Source organism: Pseudomonas sp. DSP3-2-3, assembly GCF_049898225.1.
In the GTDB taxonomy this organism is placed as follows: Bacteria; Pseudomonadota; Gammaproteobacteria; order Pseudomonadales; family Pseudomonadaceae; genus Aquipseudomonas.
Window position 1 is genome coordinate 22,406 of record NZ_JAFCXH010000007.1, and the last position, 19,989, is coordinate 42,394.

Annotated in this window: 16 protein-coding genes; 14 read left to right on the top strand and 2 right to left on the bottom strand. The window is 60.4% G+C overall.

The genetic code is table 11. The features are described 5' to 3' along the window. Positions 1 to 140: 140 nt before the first annotated feature. Positions 141 to 353, bottom strand: a complete 213-nt coding sequence (locus ACP7E4_RS10315; RefSeq protein ID WP_426118920.1) for a helix-turn-helix domain-containing protein — start codon at positions 351 to 353, stop codon at positions 141 to 143. 351 nt (positions 354 to 704) lie between these two features. Here ACP7E4_RS10315 and kdpF point away from each other — a divergent pair, with 351 nt between their 5' ends. The 6 genes from kdpF (at position 705) to ACP7E4_RS10345 (ending at position 8,661) form a co-directional block, all read left to right on the top strand. Further along, complete coding sequence (kdpF, locus tag ACP7E4_RS10320; RefSeq protein WP_044901127.1) at positions 705 to 794, top strand: K(+)-transporting ATPase subunit F; 90 nt, start codon at positions 705 to 707, stop codon at positions 792 to 794. An 8-nt stretch (positions 795 to 802) separates the two neighbouring features. Then, entirely contained in the window at positions 803 to 2,497 is a 1,695-nt protein-coding gene (gene kdpA, locus ACP7E4_RS10325; RefSeq protein WP_426118889.1) for a potassium-transporting ATPase subunit KdpA, read from the top strand. 9 nt (positions 2,498 to 2,506) lie between these two features. Further along, positions 2,507 to 4,573, top strand: coding sequence for a potassium-transporting ATPase subunit KdpB (gene kdpB / locus ACP7E4_RS10330; protein WP_426118886.1), 2,067 nt, complete (start codon positions 2,507 to 2,509; stop codon positions 4,571 to 4,573). A gap of 110 nt (positions 4,574 to 4,683) precedes the next feature. Further along, on the top strand, positions 4,684 to 5,256 hold the full coding sequence (gene kdpC / locus ACP7E4_RS10335; RefSeq protein ID WP_426118885.1) for a potassium-transporting ATPase subunit KdpC: 573 nt from the start codon (positions 4,684 to 4,686) through the stop codon (positions 5,254 to 5,256). Positions 5,257 to 5,272: 16 nt separating this feature from the next. After that, positions 5,273 to 7,975 carry a DUF4118 domain-containing protein gene (locus ACP7E4_RS10340; protein ID WP_426118884.1) on the top strand — a complete coding sequence of 901 codons (2,703 nt, stop codon included), beginning with the start codon at positions 5,273 to 5,275 and terminating at the stop codon, positions 7,973 to 7,975. After that, complete coding sequence (locus tag ACP7E4_RS10345) at positions 7,972 to 8,661, top strand: response regulator (RefSeq protein ID WP_426118883.1); 690 nt, start codon at positions 7,972 to 7,974, stop codon at positions 8,659 to 8,661. The genes ACP7E4_RS10340 and ACP7E4_RS10345 overlap by 4 nt, the downstream gene beginning before the upstream one ends. 104 nt (positions 8,662 to 8,765) lie before the next feature. Here the strand turns inward: ACP7E4_RS10345 and ACP7E4_RS10350 are convergent, their stop codons facing one another. Further along, positions 8,766 to 9,824 (bottom strand): patatin-like phospholipase family protein, encoded by a 1,059-nt coding sequence (locus ACP7E4_RS10350; protein ID WP_426118882.1) that lies wholly within the window; start codon positions 9,822 to 9,824, stop codon positions 8,766 to 8,768. Between the two features lie 180 nt (positions 9,825 to 10,004). Between ACP7E4_RS10350 and ACP7E4_RS10355 the strand changes: the two genes are divergently transcribed. The 8 genes from ACP7E4_RS10355 to ACP7E4_RS10390 all read left to right on the top strand — a co-directional run bounded on the left by ACP7E4_RS10355 (position 10,005) and on the right by ACP7E4_RS10390 (position 19,987). Then, on the top strand, positions 10,005 to 10,283 hold the full coding sequence (locus ACP7E4_RS10355) for a hypothetical protein (RefSeq protein ID WP_020289290.1): 279 nt from the start codon (positions 10,005 to 10,007) through the stop codon (positions 10,281 to 10,283). A gap of 395 nt (positions 10,284 to 10,678) precedes the next feature. Continuing rightward, entirely contained in the window at positions 10,679 to 11,596 is a 918-nt protein-coding gene (locus ACP7E4_RS10360; protein WP_426118881.1) for an AAA family ATPase, read from the top strand. Continuing rightward, positions 11,566 to 12,549: a DUF58 domain-containing protein gene (locus tag ACP7E4_RS10365; RefSeq protein WP_426118880.1), complete on the top strand. Its 984-nt coding sequence runs from the start codon at positions 11,566 to 11,568 to the stop codon at positions 12,547 to 12,549. The genes ACP7E4_RS10360 and ACP7E4_RS10365 overlap by 31 nt, the downstream gene beginning before the upstream one ends. Further along, on the top strand, positions 12,546 to 14,549 hold the full coding sequence (locus ACP7E4_RS10370) for a transglutaminase TgpA family protein (protein ID WP_426118879.1): 2,004 nt from the start codon (positions 12,546 to 12,548) through the stop codon (positions 14,547 to 14,549). Before ACP7E4_RS10365 ends, ACP7E4_RS10370 begins: the two co-directional genes overlap by 4 nt. Before the next feature lie 17 nt (positions 14,550 to 14,566). Beyond that, positions 14,567 to 15,340: a CHAD domain-containing protein gene (locus tag ACP7E4_RS10375; protein WP_426118878.1), complete on the top strand. Its 774-nt coding sequence runs from the start codon at positions 14,567 to 14,569 to the stop codon at positions 15,338 to 15,340. 124 nt (positions 15,341 to 15,464) lie between these two features. Beyond that, positions 15,465 to 16,259, top strand: coding sequence for an acyl-CoA thioesterase (locus ACP7E4_RS10380; protein ID WP_426118877.1), 795 nt, complete (start codon positions 15,465 to 15,467; stop codon positions 16,257 to 16,259). A gap of 196 nt (positions 16,260 to 16,455) precedes the next feature. Beyond that, positions 16,456 to 16,626: a hypothetical protein gene (locus ACP7E4_RS10385; protein WP_426118876.1), complete on the top strand. Its 171-nt coding sequence runs from the start codon at positions 16,456 to 16,458 to the stop codon at positions 16,624 to 16,626. Continuing rightward, complete coding sequence (locus ACP7E4_RS10390; protein ID WP_426224890.1) at positions 16,619 to 19,987, top strand: toxin VasX; 3,369 nt, start codon at positions 16,619 to 16,621, stop codon at positions 19,985 to 19,987. Before ACP7E4_RS10385 ends, ACP7E4_RS10390 begins: the two co-directional genes overlap by 8 nt. The last annotated feature ends 2 nt before the right edge of the window (positions 19,988 to 19,989 follow it).

The following is a 19,989-nucleotide window of genomic DNA, read 5'->3' on the forward strand; positions in this document are numbered from 1 at the left end:
CCATCACTGGCCGCTGTTGATGATCAACGCCCCTGCATGCTACTTCGCCGGGAGGCGCGGCGAAAGGGTGGGGTGATCGGATGTCGGGGGAATGTCGGGAATGTATCTATATCGGTACAAAAGCCCGCGTCAGAGTGCCGTTACAGCAAAATCACCCGCTGCTCAATGGCCTTGATCAACGCGGCTCTGAGGGAATTAACCCCGAATTTGCGGCGAATGTTGCACATGTGGAAGTTAACCGCCGCCTCCGTACGGTCCTGAATGCGCGAGATCTCCCAGGCGGACTTGCCCAAGGCTGCCCATTGCAGGACTTCCATTTCCTTGACGGTCAGTTGCACCGTCGGCGCCGCCATGTGCCAATGGGTGTTGGCTACGTGGACGGTTTTATGTGCTGAATGATTCATCGTCGACTCCATGTCGTTTGTTGCACCTCGTCACGATAACGCCTTGCGCAGAATCTGGAACCTGTAAGAAGTAACAGGTGGCACGGTGGCGCCACCAGAGTTGTAGGAGCCAATGTGTTGGCGAGACGAGCGGTCTGACACTGATGCGCGGGCAAGCCTCGCTCCAACGGATTTGCGGTGTTCCACGCCTATTTTTACGCCTTCTTTACGCCGCGCCAGCGCCGTCGATCTCGTTCCTTTACACCCTCTCTCCCGACAATGGCTCACACGCGGCAATCGCCGCAGCGACGGAGTATTTCGATGAGCGTTCTGGATGGGGTGTCCCTGCTATTGGCGGCAGGGCTGTTCATTTACTTGCTGGTTGCGCTGCTACGCGCAGGCCGGACTTAGGAGCAGCCATGCACAGTTATGACTATCTATTGATCCTGGCTTTCCTGGCGCTGGTGCTGCTGCCCGCGCCGCTGCTGGGACGTTTCTATTATCGAGTGGTGGAAGGCGAGCGGACCTGGCTGACGCCGGTGCTGCGTCCGGTGGAAAACATCTGCTATCGCCTGTCGGGCATTGATCCCAAGGTCGAGCAGAACTGGAAAACCTATCTGTTCGCGCTGCTGGCCTTCAATCTGGCCGGTTTCATCCTGCTGTTTGCCATGCTGCTGGGGCAGGGCGCGCTGCCACTCAACCCGCAACAGTTGCCGGGCATGGAATGGTCGTTGGCCTTCAATACCGCGATGAGTTTCGTCACCAACACCAACTGGCAGAGCTACAGCGGTGAAGCATCGTTGAGCTATTTGAGCCAGATGGTCGGCCTGACCGTGCAGAACTTCGTCAGTGCGGCGACGGGTATCGCTGTGCTGCTCGCATTTTGTCGCGGGATCAGTCGGCGCTCGACGCAAAACCTCGGCAACTTCTGGGCGGACATGACCCGGGTCACGCTCTACGGGCTAGTGCCGCTGTGCATCGTGCTCGCGCTGTTTCTGGTCTGGCAGGGCGTGCCGCAGAGTTTCGCGCATTACGTTGATGCGCTGACGCTGCAAGGCACCGAACAAAGCCTGCCCATGGGCCCGGCTGCCAGCCAGATCGCGATCAAGCAATTGGGCACTAACGGCGGCGGTTTCTTCGGGGTCAACTCGGCGCACCCGTTCGAGAACCCGACGGCGTGGAGCAACCTGTTCGAGCTGGTGTCGATCCTGCTGATTCCGGCAGCGCTGGTATTCACCTTCGGTCATTACGTGAAAGACCTGCGGCAGAGCCGGGCCATCGTCGCCTGCATGCTGGCCTTGCTGTTGATCGGCGGCGGCGTGTCGCTGTGGGCCGAGTATCAACCGAATCCGACGCTGAATATCGCCAACGTTGAACAGACCGCGCCGCTGGAAGGTAAGGAAAGTCGCTTCGGCACCACCGCGACCGTGCTCTGGGCGACCGCCACCACGGCGGCGTCCAACGGCTCGGTGAACGCCATGCACGACAGCCTCAACCCGCTGACCGGCATGGTCGCCCTGGCCAACATGATGGTCGGCGAAGTGATCTTTGGCGGCGTCGGTGTGGGTCTGAACGGCATGCTGCTCAACGTGTTGATCGCGGTGTTCCTGGCCGGTCTGATGATTGGCCGCACCCCGGAATATCTCGGCAAAAAGCTCCAGGCCCATGAGGTCAAGCTGCTGGTCGCAACGCTGTTGGTCATGCCGGTGGGCGTGCTGGTGCTCGGCGCGGTGGCGGCCAGTCTGCCCGGGCCGCTGGCGTCGGTAAGCAATCCTGGCCCGCACGGTTTCAGCCAGTTGCTGTACGCCTACACCTCGGCCACCGCCAACAACGGTTCGGCGTTCGGCGGTTTCAGTGCCAATACGGTGTTCCATAACCTGATGCTCAGCCTGGCGATGTTTATCGGCCGCTTCGGCTACATCCTGCCGGTGATGGCCTTGGCCGGGAGTCTGGCAATGAAAAAAACCGCACCACTGGGCCTGAACAGCTTTCCGACCCACGGCCCGCTGTTCGTCACTTTGCTGACCGTGACCATTTTGCTGGTGGGCGGCCTGACCTTTCTGCCGACCCTGGCACTGGGGCCGATTGCCGAACACTTGAGCCTGGGTTTCTGAGGACCAATCATGAACATGCAAATTCCAGCAGCAAAAACCGCTGAGTCGCAGGCAACGACCGAACCGGGCAAAACCCGATTCTCGGCCCTGTGGCGTCCGGCGCTGATCCAGGCCTTCGTCAAACTCGATCCACGCCAGCTGGTCCGCTCGCCGGTGATGCTGGTGGTGGAACTCACCGCGATCCTGACCACGATTCTGTGCGTCATCCCCGATCCGGCGGTGCCGACGTCGGTGGCAGTGCAAATCGCTTTATGGCTGTGGTTCACCGTATTGTTCGCCAACTTTGCTGAAGCGCTGGCCGAAGGTCGCGGCAAGGCCCGCGCCGACAGCCTCAAGGCGGGCAGCGAAGGGCTCAAGGCGCGGCGGCGTGACGAGGCAGGCGCGTTCAGCGTGGTCAATGCCAGCGCCTTGCGCAAAGGCGACGTGGTGCGGGTCGAAGCCGGGGAAATGATTCCCGGTGACGGCGAGGTCATCGAAGGCATTGCCGCCGTCAACGAGGCGGCAATTACCGGCGAATCCGCGCCGGTGATTCGCGAATCCGGCGGTGATCGTTCAGCGGTTACCGGCAACACCCGGCTGGTCTCGGACTGGCTGTTGGTGCGCATCAGCGCCAATCCCGGCGAATCGACCCTGGACCGGATGATTGCCCTGGTGGAAGGCGCCAAACGCCAGAAGACGCCTAATGAGGTGGCGCTGGATATCCTGCTGATCGGCCTGACCCTGATCTTCCTGCTGGTGGTGGTCACCTTGCAGCCCTTCGCACATTTTGCCGGAGGTAGCCTGCCGCTGGTGTTTCTGGTGGCGCTGCTGGTCACGTTGATCCCGACCACCATTGGCGGCTTGCTCTCGGCGATTGGCATTGCCGGCATGGATCGACTGGTGCGCCTCAACGTCATCGCCAAATCCGGGCGCGCCGTGGAGGCAGCGGGCGACGTGCATGTGCTGTTGCTGGACAAGACCGGCACCATCACCTTTGGTAACCGTCGTTGTACCGCGCTGTACGCCGCGCCGGGGGTTTCGCCCAAAGAGCTCGGCGAAGGCGCGTTGCTGGCGTCGCTGGCCGACGATACGGCGGAAGGCAAGTCCATCGTCGAATACCTGCGCAACCTGCACCCGATGCTGGAACCGCAGCCGACTGAACTGACGGCCGTGCCGTTCAGCGCCGAAACCCGCCTGTCCGGCGTGGACTATCAAGCGCGTCTGTATCGCAAAGGCGCGGTGGATTCACTGCTGGCCTTCGTCGGCATGCAACGCAGCGATCTGCCGCCCGCCCTGGCCCGGGAAATCGACACGATCGCCAAGACCGGTGGCACGCCGCTGCTGGTGTGTGTCGATAAAAAGCTGCTGGGGGCGATTCATCTCAAGGATGTGGTCAAGCCGGGGATTCGTGAACGCTTTGCCGAACTGCGCAAGCTGGGCATTCGCACCGTGATGGTCACCGGCGACAATCCGCTGACCGCTGCGGCGATTGCGGCGGAGGCGGGCGTCGATGACGTGCTGGCCGAAGCCACGCCGGAGAAGAAACTCGAACGTATCCGTATGGAGCAGAACGACGGTCGTCTGGTGGCAATGTGCGGCGATGGTGCCAATGACGCGCCAGCCCTGGCTCAGGCCGACGTGGGTATGGCGATGAACGATGGCACGCAAGCTGCGCGGGAAGCGGCGAACATGGTCGATCTGGACAGCGACCCGACCAAGCTGCTGGATGTGGTGCAGATCGGCAAGGAGTTGCTGGTTACCCGAGGCGCGCTGACCACGTTCTCCATCGCCAACGACATTGCCAAGTATTTTGCCATCCTTCCGGCGCTGTTCGCGGCGATTTATCCGCAACTGGGCGTGCTGAACATCATGCAACTGGCCAGCCCGCAAAGCGCGATTCTGTCGGCCATCGTCTTTAACGCCTTGATCATCGTTGTGCTGATCCCGCTGGCCCTGCGCGGCGTGCGCGTGCAGGCCGCCAGCGCTGCGCAATTGCTGCGTCGCAACCTGCTGATCTACGGCCTGGGCGGGATCGTCGTGCCGTTTGTGGGGATCAAGGCGATCGACATGGTGTTGGTCGCCCTGAAGCTGGTTTGACGTTTTCTCTGTAGGAGCCAACTTGCTGGCGAGGGGACGCGTCTGGCCGCTTCGCGAGCAAGCTCGCTCCCACAACACAACATTTCTATCGTTCTACGAGGATCTTCATCATGTCCACATTCTTGCGCCCCGCCCTGAGTCTTCTGGTTTTGATGACTGTCATCACCGGCGTCGCTTATCCGTTGGTGGTCACCGGCATTGCTCAGGTCGCTTTTCCGGCCCAGGCCAATGGCAGCCTGATTTACGACACCACCGGCAAGGTGCGCGGATCGAGCCTGATCGCCCAATCGTTTACTGGCGATGAATGGTTCCATTCACGCCCCTCGGCCGGTGCATTTGCCACGGTGGCCAGTGGCGCGAGCAACCTGTCGCCAAGCAATCCGGCGCTGGCCGCGCGGATAGCCGAAGATGCCGACAAGCAAGCGGTGTCAGGTCAAGGCCCGGTGCCATTGGCCTTGCTGACCACTTCCGGCAGCGGCCTTGATCCGCATCTGCCGCCCTCGGCCGTGGCTTATCAGGCAGCCCGAGTGGCCGCTGCCCGGCAGTTGCCAGTCGATAAAGTGCAGGGTTTGATCGAAGCCAGCACCGATCGGCCGCTGATCGGCCCGCCAGTGGTCAACGTATTGACCTTGAATCAGGCGTTGAATGAGTTACCGTCTGCGCAACGTAATGCCCAGCTTTGAATGAGCAACCGCAACCATGAGTGATTCCGGCCGTGCCGATGCGTTATTAGCCGATATGCCCAGGGACGGGCGTGGTCGCCTCAAAGTGTTTCTGGGCGCAGCACCTGGGGTGGGCAAGACTTTCGCCATGCTCCAGGCCGCGCATACACAGTTGCGACAGGGCGTGCCGGTGTTGGCCGGAGTCGTGGAAACCCATGGTCGCGCTGAAACCGAAGCCTTGCTCGGCGGGTTGCCGCAACAGCCGCTGCTGCGCTCGCAATACCGCGGCGTGACGCTGGAGGAAATGGACCTCGACGGCCTGCTCGCGCTCAACCCCAGGCTGGTGCTGGTTGACGAACTGGCCCACAGCAATGCGCCCGGCAGTCGTCACACGAAACGCTGGCAGGACATTCAGGAACTGCTCGCTGCGGGCATCGACGTCTACACCACGGTCAACGTCCAGCATCTGGAAAGTCTCAATGATCAGGTGCGCGGCATCACTGGCGTGCAGGTTCGGGAAACCCTGCCGGATTGGGTGTTGCAGGAAGCCTACGAACTGGTGCTGATCGATCTGCCGCCCCGGGAATTGCTGGAGCGGCTGCGCGACGGCAAGGTGTACGTACCGGAGCAGGCGCGGGCCGCCATCGATGCGTTCTTCACCCAGACCAACCTGACCGCGCTGCGGGAATTGGCGATGCAGACCGCTGCCGCGCAAGTGGACGACGACCTCAACCAGGGTTATCGGCAAATGGGCCGGGACGCGCCGCCAGTGCGTGGTCGATTACTGGTGGGGATTGATGGCGATGTGCATGCCGAACGTCTGGTGCGTCACGCCAGCCGTGTCGCGCAACGGCGGCATCTGCCCTGGAGCCTGGTGCATGTGGACAACGGCCGGGCTTTCGATGAACAGGCCCGCACCCGTTTGCAAAATGCGCAGCAACTGGCTGAGCGCCTGGGCGGCGAAGTGGTCCTGCTGCGCGCGGGGGAAGTGGCAAAAACCTTGATTCAACATGCCGCCGAACGCCGCGCCAGTCTGGTTCTGGTGGGGCAGTCGCGGCCACGCTTCTGGCGCAAGTTGCTGGGCGGTGGCGTTGCGGCACGGCTGCTGCGTGAGGCGCATGGGCTGGAAATCAGCGTGCTCGACAGTGAGCCGCTGCCGGACCAGCCGCGCAGCCGTTCGCCGGGACCCATCATCTGGTTCGACTACGGCCTGGCGCTGCTCGCCACGCTGTTGGCCAGTGCGCTGGCCTGGGCGGTGTCCGGCGTGTTGGCGCTGCCGAATATCTCGCTGGTGTTTCTCGCTGCGGTCCTGCTGGTGGCGGTGCGCAGCAGTCTCGGGCCAGCACTGGCCTGTGCGGCCTTGTCGTTCCTGGCCTATGACTTTCTATTCATTCCGCCGAATTTTTCCCTGAGCATTCAGCGTGAAGAAGACGTGCTGACCTTGCTGTTCTTCCTGCTGATGTCGGCCCTGACCGGCAATCTCGCGGCTCGCCAGCGGCGCCAGTTGCAGGCCCTGCGCGACACGCAGGAAGAAACCAGCGAGCTGCTGGATCTGTCGCGCAAGCTCACGGCGGCTACGGATCGCCAAGCCGTGCTCAGCGCGGCGGGCCAGCACCTGAATGGCTGGCGCGAGCTGGACGTGTGCCTGATCGAGCGCGACGGCGAGGGCAGCTGGAAAGTGGCGAGCGGCACTCAGGTGCAATTGTCCGAACCGGAGCGTGCGGCCGCGGACTGGGCCTGGCAGCACGATCAAGCCGCAGGTCATGGCACCGGCACCTTGCCGTCATGTCGCTGGTGGTGGTGGCCGTTATCCGGCGAACAAGGCCCGCTGGCGTTGCTTGGTGTATGTCCCCGTGAAGGGCAGCCGTTCAGCGCCCAGCGTCGCCGTTTGTTGACCGCCCTGAGCCAGCCGTTGGCCCAGGCATTGGCCCGGGCGCAACTGGCCGAGGATCTGGAGGCCGCGCGTCTGCATGGCGAAACCGAGCAACTGCGCAGCGCCTTGCTGGCCTCGGTGTCCCATGACCTGCGCACGCCACTTACCGCCATGCGCGGCAGCATCGACAGCCTGTTGTCGCTGGGCGAAGCCATCCCGCTGGCGGATCGTCGCGAATTGCTGGAAGGCACCCGCGACGAAGCTGAGCGACTGGACCGCTATATCCAGAATCTGCTGGACATGACCCGCCTCGGGCACGGCGCGCTGAAGCTGGCGCGGGATTGGGTATCGGCTGGCGATATCGTCGGCAGTGCGCTCAATCGCCTGCGCGTGGTGCTGGCAGCGCTGCAAGTCAGCGTTCAAGTGCCCGCCGAACTGCCGTTGCTCTACGTACATGCGGCGTTGATCGAACAGGCGCTGGTCAATGTGCTGGAAAACGCCGCGCGCTTTTCGCCGGTCAATGGCCGGTTGCAGCTGGAGGCCGGTGCCACTGACAGCGAACTGTTTTTTTCGGTCAGCGATGAAGGGCCGGGGATTCCCGAAGACGAGCGGGCGAAGATCTTCGACATGTTCTACACCGCTGCCCGTGGCGATCGCGGCGGACAGGGCACCGGCCTGGGGCTGGCGATCTGTCAGGGCATGGTCGGCGCCCATGGCGGGCATATCAGCGTCGGGCCGGGCATCGCAGGGCAGGGCACCTGCATCACCTTGCATTTGCCGTTACAGACGCAACCGGAAGCGGAAATAGAATCGCCGTCTGATAGTCTTGCCGTCATCCCGCCCACTGCACAGCCAAGGCATTCATGAGTCAGACCGCAACCATTCTGGTGATCGACGACGAGCCGCAGATTCGTAAATTCCTGAGGATCAGCCTCGCGTCCCAAGGCTATAAAGTGATCGAGGCCGGGACCGGTACCGAAGGTTTGAGCCAGGCGGCCTTGAACAAGCCGGATTTGCTGGTCCTGGATCTCGGTTTACCGGACATGGATGGCCAGCAGGTGTTGCGCGAGTTTCGCGAATGGTCCGGCGTGCCGGTGCTGGTGCTTTCGGTGCGCGCCAGCGAAGCGCAGAAAGTCGAGGCTCTGGATGGCGGCGCCAATGACTACGTGACCAAACCCTTCGGCATTCAGGAGTTTCTCGCCCGCATCCGCGCCTTGCTGCGCCAGGCACCCAGCGGCGAGCCACAGACTGCCGCTTTGGTGTTTGGACCGCTGACCGTGGATCTCGCTTATCGCCGGGTGTTGCTGGACGGCGTTGAAGTGGGTCTGACCCGCAAGGAATATGCCGTGCTGGCGCAACTGGCGCGGTATCCGGGTCGGGTCATCACTCAGCAGCAATTGCTCAAGGACATCTGGGGGCCGACTCATACCGAAGACACCCACTACCTGCGCATCGTCGTCGGCCACCTGCGCCAGAAACTTGCCGATGACCCGACCGCGCCGAGGTTTATCGTCACCGAAGCGGGGGTTGGGTATCGGTTGCGGGAGGTTTGACCAACACGGCTTGGAGCGAGCTTGCTCGCGAATCGATTTCACATTCTCTAAAGGCGTCGCCTGACCTGACGCCTTCGCGAGCAAGCTCGCTCCCACAGGTTTGTTTAGCGCTTACGCTCCGCCTCATACCGATCCAGCGTATCGCTGGCAATCTCGCGGCCCAGGGCGATGAGTTCCGGCGCTTTGTAGAACTCGAAAAACCGGCACACCCGTTTGGGCACGTTGATCAGGATGTCCGGCGGATAACCGGCAATCTTGTATTGCGCCAGTGAGGTCTGCATGACTTCGAAGCTCTGGTTGATCAGGTCAAGCAGCGATGCCGGACCGACGTTATCGATGATGATCGAGCCGGTAGCGGATTTCGGCGCACTCTCGCCCTGCGGAGCCGCAGCCGGTTGTTGCCCTTGGGGGTCGGCTGAATCTTCGCCCAGCCACGGGTTGGCAATGGTCGCGCCACTGGCCTTAAGGCTGTCCTGCTCCAGACGCAGGACATCGCCGCCAGCGGTGTCCAGCTTGCGGCGGAACGGCAGGCGCGAACCCAGCGAGCTGATCAGGCTGTCGAAGCGTTTTTTTACCGCTGGTGCCCGTTCGATGACCGGCAACTGGTAATGGCCCTGATTGGTGGAGTTCAGGTTCACCGCGACAATCAAATCACAATGGCTGGACACCACCGGTACAATCGGCAACGGGTTGAGCAAGCCGCCATCCACCAACATGCGCCCGTCCTGCATGACCGGCGTGAACAAACTGGGGATAGCCGCCGACGCCCGCATCGCCTGATGCAGGCAGCCTTCCTGAAACCAGATTTCCTGCTGGTTGGTCAGGTCGGTGGCCACCGCCGTGTAGGGAATGCGCAGGTCTTCGATATTGATTTCGCCGACGATTTCCCGGATCTGACCGAAGACTTTCTCACCGCGTATGGCGCCGAGGCGGAAGCTGACGTCCACCAGTCGCAACACATCCAGGTAATCCAGGCTCTCGATCCACGCGCGGTATTGCGGCAACTTGCCCGCCGCGTAGATACCGCCGACCACCGCACCCATGGAGCAGCCTGCGATACACGCGATGTCGTAGCCGCGACGCTCCAATTCTTCGATGACGCCGATATGCGCATAGCCGCGTGCGCCGCCGGAACCGAGTACCAAAGCGATGCGTTTTTTCATGTCGGGCTCCTGAAGATGGCACACCATACGCGCAAATAGGCATGATCGTGTTTCCCGGGCAGCCTGTGAAGACTTGTCGCGGGCAAAAAACAGTTACTCTTGCTGCCCGGCTCCACGGCACTTTTAAACGCCCGGACCGTCCAAGTCGCACATTCGATTCTTATTCCCGAGGTAACACCGATGAAAGCCTGGATCTGCCTGCCATTATTAGCTCTGGTTTTAACAGGTTGCGCCGGCAAAACCGGGTATCGCGACAGCTGCGCAACGCAACTGGATTCAGCCTGGCACGAGCTGGACCTGGCCAAGGCTGAAGGCTTCGCCGGAACGGTCAGCTACTCCAAAGCCCTGTCATTGCTGACCGGCGCCAAGACCCAGCAGCAATTTGAAGCCTTCGAAGGTTGCACCAGCAAGGCCGAGAAAGCGCGTTTCTACATCCGTGAGTCCCGCGCGGGTCGATAAAAGTTTTTCACGATGTGCTGTAGGAAATCGCCCGTGGGACCGGATTCATCCGGGAATAGGTCGGTACATCCACTGCATTTTCCTCGTCAGGAATGCTGCTTTCCCGGATAAATCCGGTCCCACGGATCTTCGTCAGGCCAGATGGAGATGTGTTGTTTGATGAGAGCCTACTTGTTGGCGAAGCGTTGTGTCATACACCGCTTCGCGAGCAAGCTCGCTCCCACACACCTTCGCTCCTACAGATTTCCCCGCTGCACAGCCTGTAAACGCTTCATCTCCAAGCTTTTCCCTCCCTGCTATGGCGAAACAACCTACGCTGACCTTAAAGTGGCTGCATATGTTGCGTCGTTCGCAAGCCAATGGGTCAGAGGCAGTCGCCTGGAGAGTGTTTTTCTATGGGCAGGAAACTCGATGAGTGCCTCAACGCCATCAATGAGGTGGTGCTAGGTAAGGAGCCGCAGGTCCGACTGGCCATGACGTGCCTGCTCGGCGGTGGGCATTTATTGATTGAAGATTTGCCCGGCATGGGCAAGACCACGCTCAGCCATACGCTGGCCAAGGTGTTGGGCTTAAGCTTCCAGCGCATTCAATTCACCTCGGACCTGCTGCCGGGCGACATTCTCGGCACCTCGGTATTCGATCGCGATAGCGGGCAGTTCACCTTCCATCCGGGGCCGATCTTCGCCGAACTGGTGCTGGCCGACGAAATCAATCGTGCCACACCCAAAAGCCAGAGCGCTTTGCTCGAAGCCATGGAAGAAGGGCAGGTAACCATCGAGGGCGCCACGCGCCTGTTGCCCGATCCGTTTTTCGTCATCGCGACCCAGAACCCGTTCAGCCAGGGCGGCACCTTTGCCTTGCCGGAGTCGCAACTCGATCGCTTCCTCATGCGACTTTCCCTGGGGTATCCCGCCAAATCGGCAGAGAAAGCCTTGCTCATGGGTGAGTCGCGGCGTGATTTGCTGCCGCGCCTGCAACCGCTGCTCAACCATGCCGAGCTGGCGTTGTTGCAGGCTCAGGCCCGGCAAGTGCGGGCCAGCGATGCGTTGGTGGATTACGTGCTGCGGCTGGTGGACGCCACGCGCAGTCAGCCGCAATTCGCTTACGGGCTTTCGCCCCGCGCCAGTCTGGCGATTCTCTCGGCGGCGCGGGCCTGGGCGCTGTTGACCGGTCGCGACTATGTGATTCCCGAAGACGTGCAGGCCGTGCTGCCCTCGGTCGTTGGCCACCGTTTGCGCGAGCGCTCCGAACCGACCGGGCATGGCAGCGGGGCGCTGGTCCAGTGGCTATTGCGCGAGGTGCCGGTGCTTTGATCGAACAGCTCAAACCGATCTGGCAACGCTGGCTGTCCCGGCGAATTCCCCCGGCGCCACGCGTCACCCTTGATCACCGGCGCATCTTCATCATGCCCACGCGTACCGGGGCTACGTTCGCGCTGGTGCTGTTTTTGATGCTGCTGGTCGCCATCAATTACCAGAACAGCCTGGCGTATGGCCTGACGTTCCTGCTGATGTCCATGAGTGTGCTGGGGATTTTGCACACCTACCGCAACGTCAGCGGGCTGATTCTCAGCGCCGGCGTGGCGCGCTCGGTGTTCGTCGGTGAAGCCGTGCATTTGCGTTTGCGGCTGGAAAGCGCCGGGCACAGCCGGCAGGCGATTGCCGTGGGCTGGGACGCCAGCCAGTTGCAGCAGGTCGATGTCATGGCTGACGGCCTGGTCGAGATTGAGCTGACCTTGCCTGCGGAAAATCGCGGCTGGTTGCGCGCGCCGCGACTGCGGGTCGAAAGCGTGTTCCCGTTGAGCCTGCTGCGCGCGTGGAGCTGGCTTGACCTGGAACAGACTGCGCTGGTTTTTCCTCGGCCGATTGCCGGGGCGATGCCGCTGCTCAAGGGTGTCCAGCCGCATGCCGACGATGAGGGCGAGGCGACGCAACGCCCGGGCGTGGATGATTATCACGGCCTGCGGCCCTATCAACCCGGCGACAACCGCCGCCGTATGCACTGGAAAGCCTGGTCCCGGGGACAAGGTTTGCTGGTCAAGGATTTCACTGACTTGAGCGGCCACGACCTGTGCCTGGATTTCATGGCTCTGGGCGGTGATATCGAAGATCGTCTGTCGCGGCTGTGCTATTGGGTGGTGATCCTGTCCCAACGCCATCAGCCATTTGCGCTGCGCTTGCCGGGATTTTTCTCGCCACCGGACAGTGGCGAAGTGCATCGCGAAGCCTGCCTGCGCGCTCTCGCGATTTACGGCAGCCGGCCATGAGCGCCGATTCCGCCCTGAGCCAGGCTATTCCCCGGAGTAGCCTGATGTGGTTGCTGCTGGCGCAAGCCTTGGTGATCGTGCCGTTCATTACCCATGTGCCCTGGTCGATTCTCGGGCTGTGGCTGGCGTGCAGCCTGTGGCGCGTGCAGGTTTACCGCATGCGCGTCCGGCCTCCCGGCACCTGGGTCAAGTCGGGCTTGCTGGTGGGTACGGCGGGCGGCGTGTACCTGGCCCGAGGCAGTCTGGTCGGACTGGATGCCGGCGCGGCGCTGCTGATCGCCGCGTTCATCCTGAAGATGCTGGAAATGCACACCCGCCGCGATGCGCTGGTGCTGATCTTTCTCGGCTTTTTCTGCGTAGTGGTGGGTTATCTGTTTGAAGACAGCCTGCTGTGGGCGGCATTCACGCTGTTGCCGGTGAGTACGCTGCTGGCGGCGTTGATCGGTTTGCAGCAGACCGATGCGCAGGGCAGGCCTGCCAGCAACCTCAAGCTGGCGCTCCAATTGTTACTGCAAGCGGTGCCCTTGATGTTGGTGCTGTTTTTGTTCTTCCCCCGGCTGGAGCCGCTGTGGTCGTTGCCGCAACCGAGCAACAAGGCCCTGACCGGACTTTCCGACAGTATGGCGCCGGGGGATATCGCCGAACTGAGCAAATCCGCCGCGCTGGTATTTCGTGCCAGTTTCGAGGGCCCGATACCGGCGCGCAATCAGTTGTATTGGCGATCGTTGACCCTTGAGCAGTTCGACGGTCGGCGCTGGTCTCAGGCCGGGCGCGCGCAGACAGTACAGCTGCCGCAATGGCAAAAACAGGGCGAAACCGTGAATTACAGCATCGTCATGGAGCCCAGCGGGCGTCCCTGGCTGTCGACGCTGGATGTCGGCGAGACCAGCCTGCCGGAAGTGCGCCAGATGAGCGACTTCCGCCTGCAACGGCGACGCCCGGTAGAGCAATCGTTGCTGTACAGCGTCAGTTCCTGGCCGGACGCGACCCGCGATGGGCAACTCAGCGAAAATATCCAGCGTCAGGATCTGCAGCTTCCACCCAAGGGCAACCCCCAGGCGCGGCAATGGGCCAGTGATCTGTTGCGCAGCCATCCCAAACCCGACGCGCTGGTCGACGCCATGCTCGGTTATTTCAGCCGTGAGTCGTTTCATTACACCCTCAAACCACCGACGCTGGGGCCGGAGAGCATCGACAGCTTTCTGTTCGACAGCCGCCGTGGGTTCTGTGCCCATTACGCCGGTGCCATGACCTTCGTGCTGCGCGCGGCAGGGATTCCAGCGCGGGTCGTGGCGGGCTATCAGGGCGGCGAACTGAATCCCGATGGCAACTACTTGACCGTGCGCCAGTTCGACGCGCACGCGTGGGTCGAATACTGGCAGCCGGGCATTGGCTGGCGCAGCGTCGATCCGACCGCAGCGGTGGCGCCGCAACGTATCGAACAAGGCCTGGAGCAGGCGCTGGCCGCCGACGAGGCGTTTCTCGAAGACTCTCCCATGTCGGCGCTGCGTTATCGCAACGTGCCGTGGATCAACGGCCTGCGCTTGAGTTGGGATAATTTGAACTACGGCTGGCAGCGTTGGGTCCTTGGATATCAGGGGCAACAACAGCTGCAAGTGTTCAATCGCTGGTTCTCCGGTCTGCAAGCTCCGGCGTTTATCGGCGCGGCCGGGTTGGTGCTGGCGTTGGTCGCGCTGTGGATTTTCAAGCCGTGGCAACGTGAAAGCGACTCACAATTGCGCCTGTTCAACGCCTTCGAGCGTTTGCTGGCGCGGCGCGGATTGCGGCGCATGCCCGGCGAAGGGGTGCAGGAATTTGCGCGTCGCGCCGGATTGTTGCTGCCCGAACACGCGGAGCTGATCGAAGCCTTCTGCGAAGAATTTCAGGCGCAGCGCTACGCGGGTCGTACGGCCTCGGCCGCTGAGTTGCGTCGCTGTTTGAAACGTTTGCGGCGCCGTTTGCCCTGGCGTCTTTCGGCCGTCAAGGGCACTCATCAGTAACCGAGAAGGATCACAGCATGTCATCAATGGTTGACCATCTGGTCGCGGAAATTCTAACCCTCGACATCAAATTGCTTGCCTGCCATGCGCGACTTACGGCTGCCACCGACAGCGAAGCGCTGCACGATCTGCGTACCACGGTGCGTCGGCTGCGCAGTCTGCTGCGTCCGTTACGCGGACTGTCGGGTGTCGAGCAGCTGGAAGAGGCGGCCAAAGCGGTCGGGCAATTGACTACACCGCTGCGGGATATGGAGGTACTGGCAGCCCACCTCACCGAACTGGGCATGACCGAAGCGGCACGCTGGCGTACCGATCAAGTCAGCCAAGCGTATCAACGCGTGGCTGGATCAGCGGAGCTCACCCGATTATTCGGCATGCTTGATCAATTTCCGGGCTTCATTCGCGTTCAGCAGCGCCAGAAGCTGATGCGTGGCCTGCGCCAGAGCATCGAGAAGCGCATGGACAAACAATGGAAAAAGCTCAGCGAAGCCATGGCCGATCCTGCCCATGATCGCCATCGCTTGCGTTTGCTGATCAAACGAGTGCGCTACGCCGCCGAAGCTTATCCGCAACTCAGTCATCAATCGGCCAAGACCCAGGCGCGCCTCAAGGATGCTCAAGGCACATTGGGCGATTGGCACGATCATCTGCAATGGCTAGCCCAGGCCGGGCAGCAACAGGATCTGGCACCCTGCATTGCCGGTTGGCATCTGGGCATTGTGCGCGCGGAGAAGAAGGCCGACGTCTCACTCAAACGTCTGGCGAAGGCGTGCTTCAACGGCAAGTCTTGAGCAACGGTTGACGGACCTCTTTTGCAATCACCCCGCAGAAATGGCGGATATGGAGCCTGCACGCCGACCAACAGCTGGTTAAGATCGTTGCAGATTTTCAGATCTTTCATTTCTGGTGGTGCGCATGAAATTTTCCGAGCTGGTCGACGCGGTCAACGATAACCCGCTGTCTGTCACGATCCCCGCCGAGTGGGGGCAGGGAAGGGCGTGTTTTGGTGGGTTGATGGCCGCTTTGCAGTATGAGGCGATGCGCGCCAAAGTCCCGGAAAACCGGCCAGTACGCTCCCTGGCAATCACCTTTGTCGGGCCTGCGGAGCCGGATGTGCCGATTTCTTTCGAAGTCGAAATCCTGCGCGAGGGCAAGGCGGTCAGTCAGGTACTGGGTCGCGCCATGCAGAACGGTCAAGTCATGACGCTGATGCAAGGCAGCTTCGGCGCACCGCGTGAGTCGGTGATTGCCGTGCAGGCCGATCCGGCACCAAGCCTCAAACCCCTCGCGGAATGCGTTCAGCTGCCGTTTGTCAGCGGCATGATGCCCGAGTATTTGCGCTTCATGGACATCCGCTGGGGCTTGGGCGGGATGCCGTTCAGCAATACGCCTTCGCCTGCCATCGGCGGTTACGTACGCTTTCGCGAGGTCGAAGAAGGGCGGCTTACCGAGGCTCATCTGCTGGCCCTGGTCGATACCTGGCCGCCCGCGCTGCTGCCGCATTTGAGCAAACCCGCACCGGGCAGTTCGCTAACCTGGACCATCGAATTCGTCCAGCCGCTCCCGCAGTTGAGCATTCATGACTGGTGCACGTATCGCGCAGTGATCGAACACGCCCGCGACGGCTACGGCCACACCGCCGCCATGCTCTGGTCGCCAGCCGGAGAGTTGGTGGCAATCAGTCGGCAGACGGTTACGGTGTTTGGGTAGGAGATTCGTTGTAGGAGAGGGCTCGACTATGAGGTCGAGCCGGGAGGCCAGGGCGTCAGAAATAGCCTCCTACTTCTGAATTATTAGTCGGGAGTTTCTTGGGACAAATCCTACGCGTGCTGTGTGTAGTATCCGACTTTTTGTTGTTCTGTATTGGTGCAAAGTCCAACCTTTCCCCAAGGCCAAGGACTTGCCCATGCTCAGCCCCGCCAACCAAGCCACTTTTACGCTGGATATCGCTCAGGTTGAGCATCAACTGCGAGTGCTGAGTTTTACTGACAAAGAGGCTGTCAGCCCATCGTTCAGCCTGTGCATCCGTGCCTTCGAACTCCACAGCCGTACGCACAAGGAAGTCTTTCATGGCTGACAAAAACGGCCAATTGCACCAACGCCGTGATGCCCGGTTCTCCGACGCTGTTCTGTCTGGAACAGGCACCTGCCCGTTCAAAGGCCCAGACATCGCCATCGTGCCCATGCGCTACGCCCTGGACCGCTCACGCTACGACGTCGAGCCCACCAAGCTCACACCCTTGGCCGCCACCGGCAAATGGGCGCGTTATCCCAAACTGGATACCCGCAGCCACACTCTGCGCCAACTGCGTGATGGCTTTGTGTACGTCTATGACGAAATGGCCGAAGTCCTGCACGAATATGCATTCGCTGCTCAAGACGCGAGTTTGACGCGGATCGTCTGGAGCGATGCCGATCTGGGTCTGGACATTCGTGGCAGAAAAGGCAAGAGCCAGACGCATTTGCTCTATCCGCGAACCAGCAAATTGCGTATCGCATTTTCGCCCTGGCAATGGACCTGGCGCATGTGTGAACAGATGCGCTCCAGCACGGTAAATCGCACGTCATGGATGCAGCTGCTGGACCTGCGCGATTACTGCCGCAACATGTCGGTCACGCATGCGCTGCCGTTAACCCGGCTGAGTGACAGGGTAGTCGCTGACGTCGATCCTTATCCGGTCAATCATGACGGACGCTTCGCCGATTCAGCCCATCCGCCTACCGTACCTGAAGGCGCCGAGTACACACCGGTGCCGCTGGCTGCTGACGTGCTATGGACCGGCAGCGTCGAAGACAAATCCAGCGCCGTACTGTTCGCTCTCGATGATTCGATTGGCATGCTGGAAGACCTGGGCATGCAGCTCATTGCTGATCAGGCCGCGCTGTTCGCTTTTCAGGCCGAGCACGAGCACGCGATGAATATCGCCGGCATTGTCGAGCGCCTCTGCGGTGTCGGCGGCGATCAAAGCCTGTTGCCTGCCTCGGTAAAAGGCGATGAGGCGAAAACCCGGCAATACATTCGCGACCTCGAGGCGTATTTCGAGGAACTGGACGTTGAGGATCGCGCGAGTGCGAGCGGGCCGGAAGGGATTATTCTGGGATTGGTCGAGTTGCCTTCGACCACATTGGGCTACGAGCTAAAAAGCCGATACGGCCGCCTGCCCGACCCGCAATTGCGCAGCAGTTGGCAGGATCGCCGCAAATGGCGTCGTGAAGTCGACCTCGATGCCGCTCGGGATTTCACCGAAGCCCGACAGCCACAACTCAAGGGCTTGAAGCAGCACATCACGGACACCCAGGACGATATCAAGGCCATTGGCGAACATATCGGCACTGATCCGATGCGTCTGTTCATCGACACCACTAACGCAACATCGCTGCACTGTCTGTTGGACCTTACCGCCGAGTTGCTGTGCAGCCTCAGCCAGGACGTTGGCTTCTCGCAATGGCTGCAAAAAGAAGAAGCCAAAAGCAGAACACTGTTCGGCCTGACCCGCTTTGGCTTCTCCGCCCCCATCAAAGAGGCGATGACCAACGAGGCCAATCGTCTGATGTCAGGCATCTCCGACTTCACTGCCTTGTCGGGGCGAGCGGGAGAAATCAACGGCTTCCTCAATCATGATGCGATAGCGGCACATCCCTGGATGAAGGCGTTGAGCGAGCCCGTGCAACTGACGCTCCGAGCACTGACCGAGTTAGCGAAGGACGCAGGTAAACAGACTTTTGAAAGGATTCAGCTGGCGTTCATAGCGGTTGATAGTCGCATGAGCGATCAGGCCATTGCCCTGCGCAATCTGACCATTGGTCACGTGCTGTTCAACCATCAGGATCGGTTAAAAATTGACCAGCAATTCAACGAGCGCATTGTCGCCTGGAGCAAGGAAGGAGAGCGGCTGCGTAAGGAAAAAATGGTCGTTGAGCACCGCTGGTCAAACCCGGGCGGTCGTTATGACCGCAAAACCGTGGCAGAAATACTGGTTGAGCTGAACAAGCACATCGACCAGCACAATCTGCAAAGACCGCATTTAGTGGACTACTCCCAAAACCGCTACCTGCGCCAACTCCAAATGGAAATCGCCCACTTCCACAAAAACAGCGCCCAGCTGGCTGGCAACTGGCAAAGCCACGCCAGAGCCTTTACTGAACAACACGGGCTGAACGCAGGCGCAATTACCTGGGGGCTGGTTGTCGTCAACTTCTTCAATACGATGGCTACTTATCAGCTCGCCAGTAAAGACGGCGATTTGAATGCCAAGGATTGGGCAAAGATCGGCTCCGCAGCGGCTTACACCGGGAATGCGCTGATGGCGGTTTTTGTGGAGACGGCTTGGGTGGGGATGAAGGGGTTGGAGACGGTGATTGACGACGACGTGGTCAAAATCACTGGGAGGGCGGCGAGATATTGGGCCACGAGTTCTGGCACTACGCAATCTTGGGGAAAGCTAATCAGTGGTTTCGGAGGTCGATTACTCGGTTTGGGTGGTTTCATGGTCGTGGCCGCGTGGCTAGAACTGTGGGATATCGAAGATGACCGTAGTCGAACGGATATTGCTTTGGATCAAAATTTTATTGCAGTTAAAAGAGCAACGGTTCTAGGTATGCTGGTCATCGGCGGCGCGCAGGCTATGGCGGGAGTTCTATCACTTGCGGGCTATGGATTTCTTATTCCTTGGGTGATGAACCCTTGGTTTGCAGCCGCTACTGTGATAGTCGGGCTGGTGTATCTATTCGCAACTTACGCTCTTAATTACCTGAAGCGCGATATGGTTGGGCAGTGGCTGCACAAATGCCGATGGTCTCGATTCCCTGAGGAGCGATTCCAGGACGAAGCAGAAGAAAATCAGTTGTTTTTGAGAATTCAACTGAGTCCCGCGGTGTTCGTAAAATCGACTATGGAAACTAAGTTCATCAGCACCGGCCCCACTGGTTATTCACCGCGAGAAGTACCGAACGGCGCCTGGATCCAATTAAGAATTCCTGAGGTTTTACGCAGCAAAATAATTCAGATAAACCTGACGGCTAGCCGTCGGGCCGGCTTGATGATGCCGGTCGAAGCCTCAGGTAACAGCTTGAAAGAGTATTTCATCGGCTACGGAACTACCGAGTCTATTGTTGATTGGGGAAAAACCTCAGACACCAAAACGCAGATGCGCTACAACGACCCGCCCTACAGACCTGTCCCGCCGGAAGACGAGGATGTTATATGGCAGACTTGGGTACCGGTTGCTGACAATGCTCAATATATGGAAATACAAATCTGGTATCCAGCTTCAATCCTGCCGGTAAAAGCCGCCGATAAGGGATATCTGTATCAGGTAGAACTTGATGCCGACGGACTTTCGGAGAGCAACTCCAGTCTTGACGGCAATGACAGCGTATTGTCAGTAGAAAGTCTCGGCGGTCGCAATGAAGCTGCAAGCATTCCGCTAATAGGTTAAAG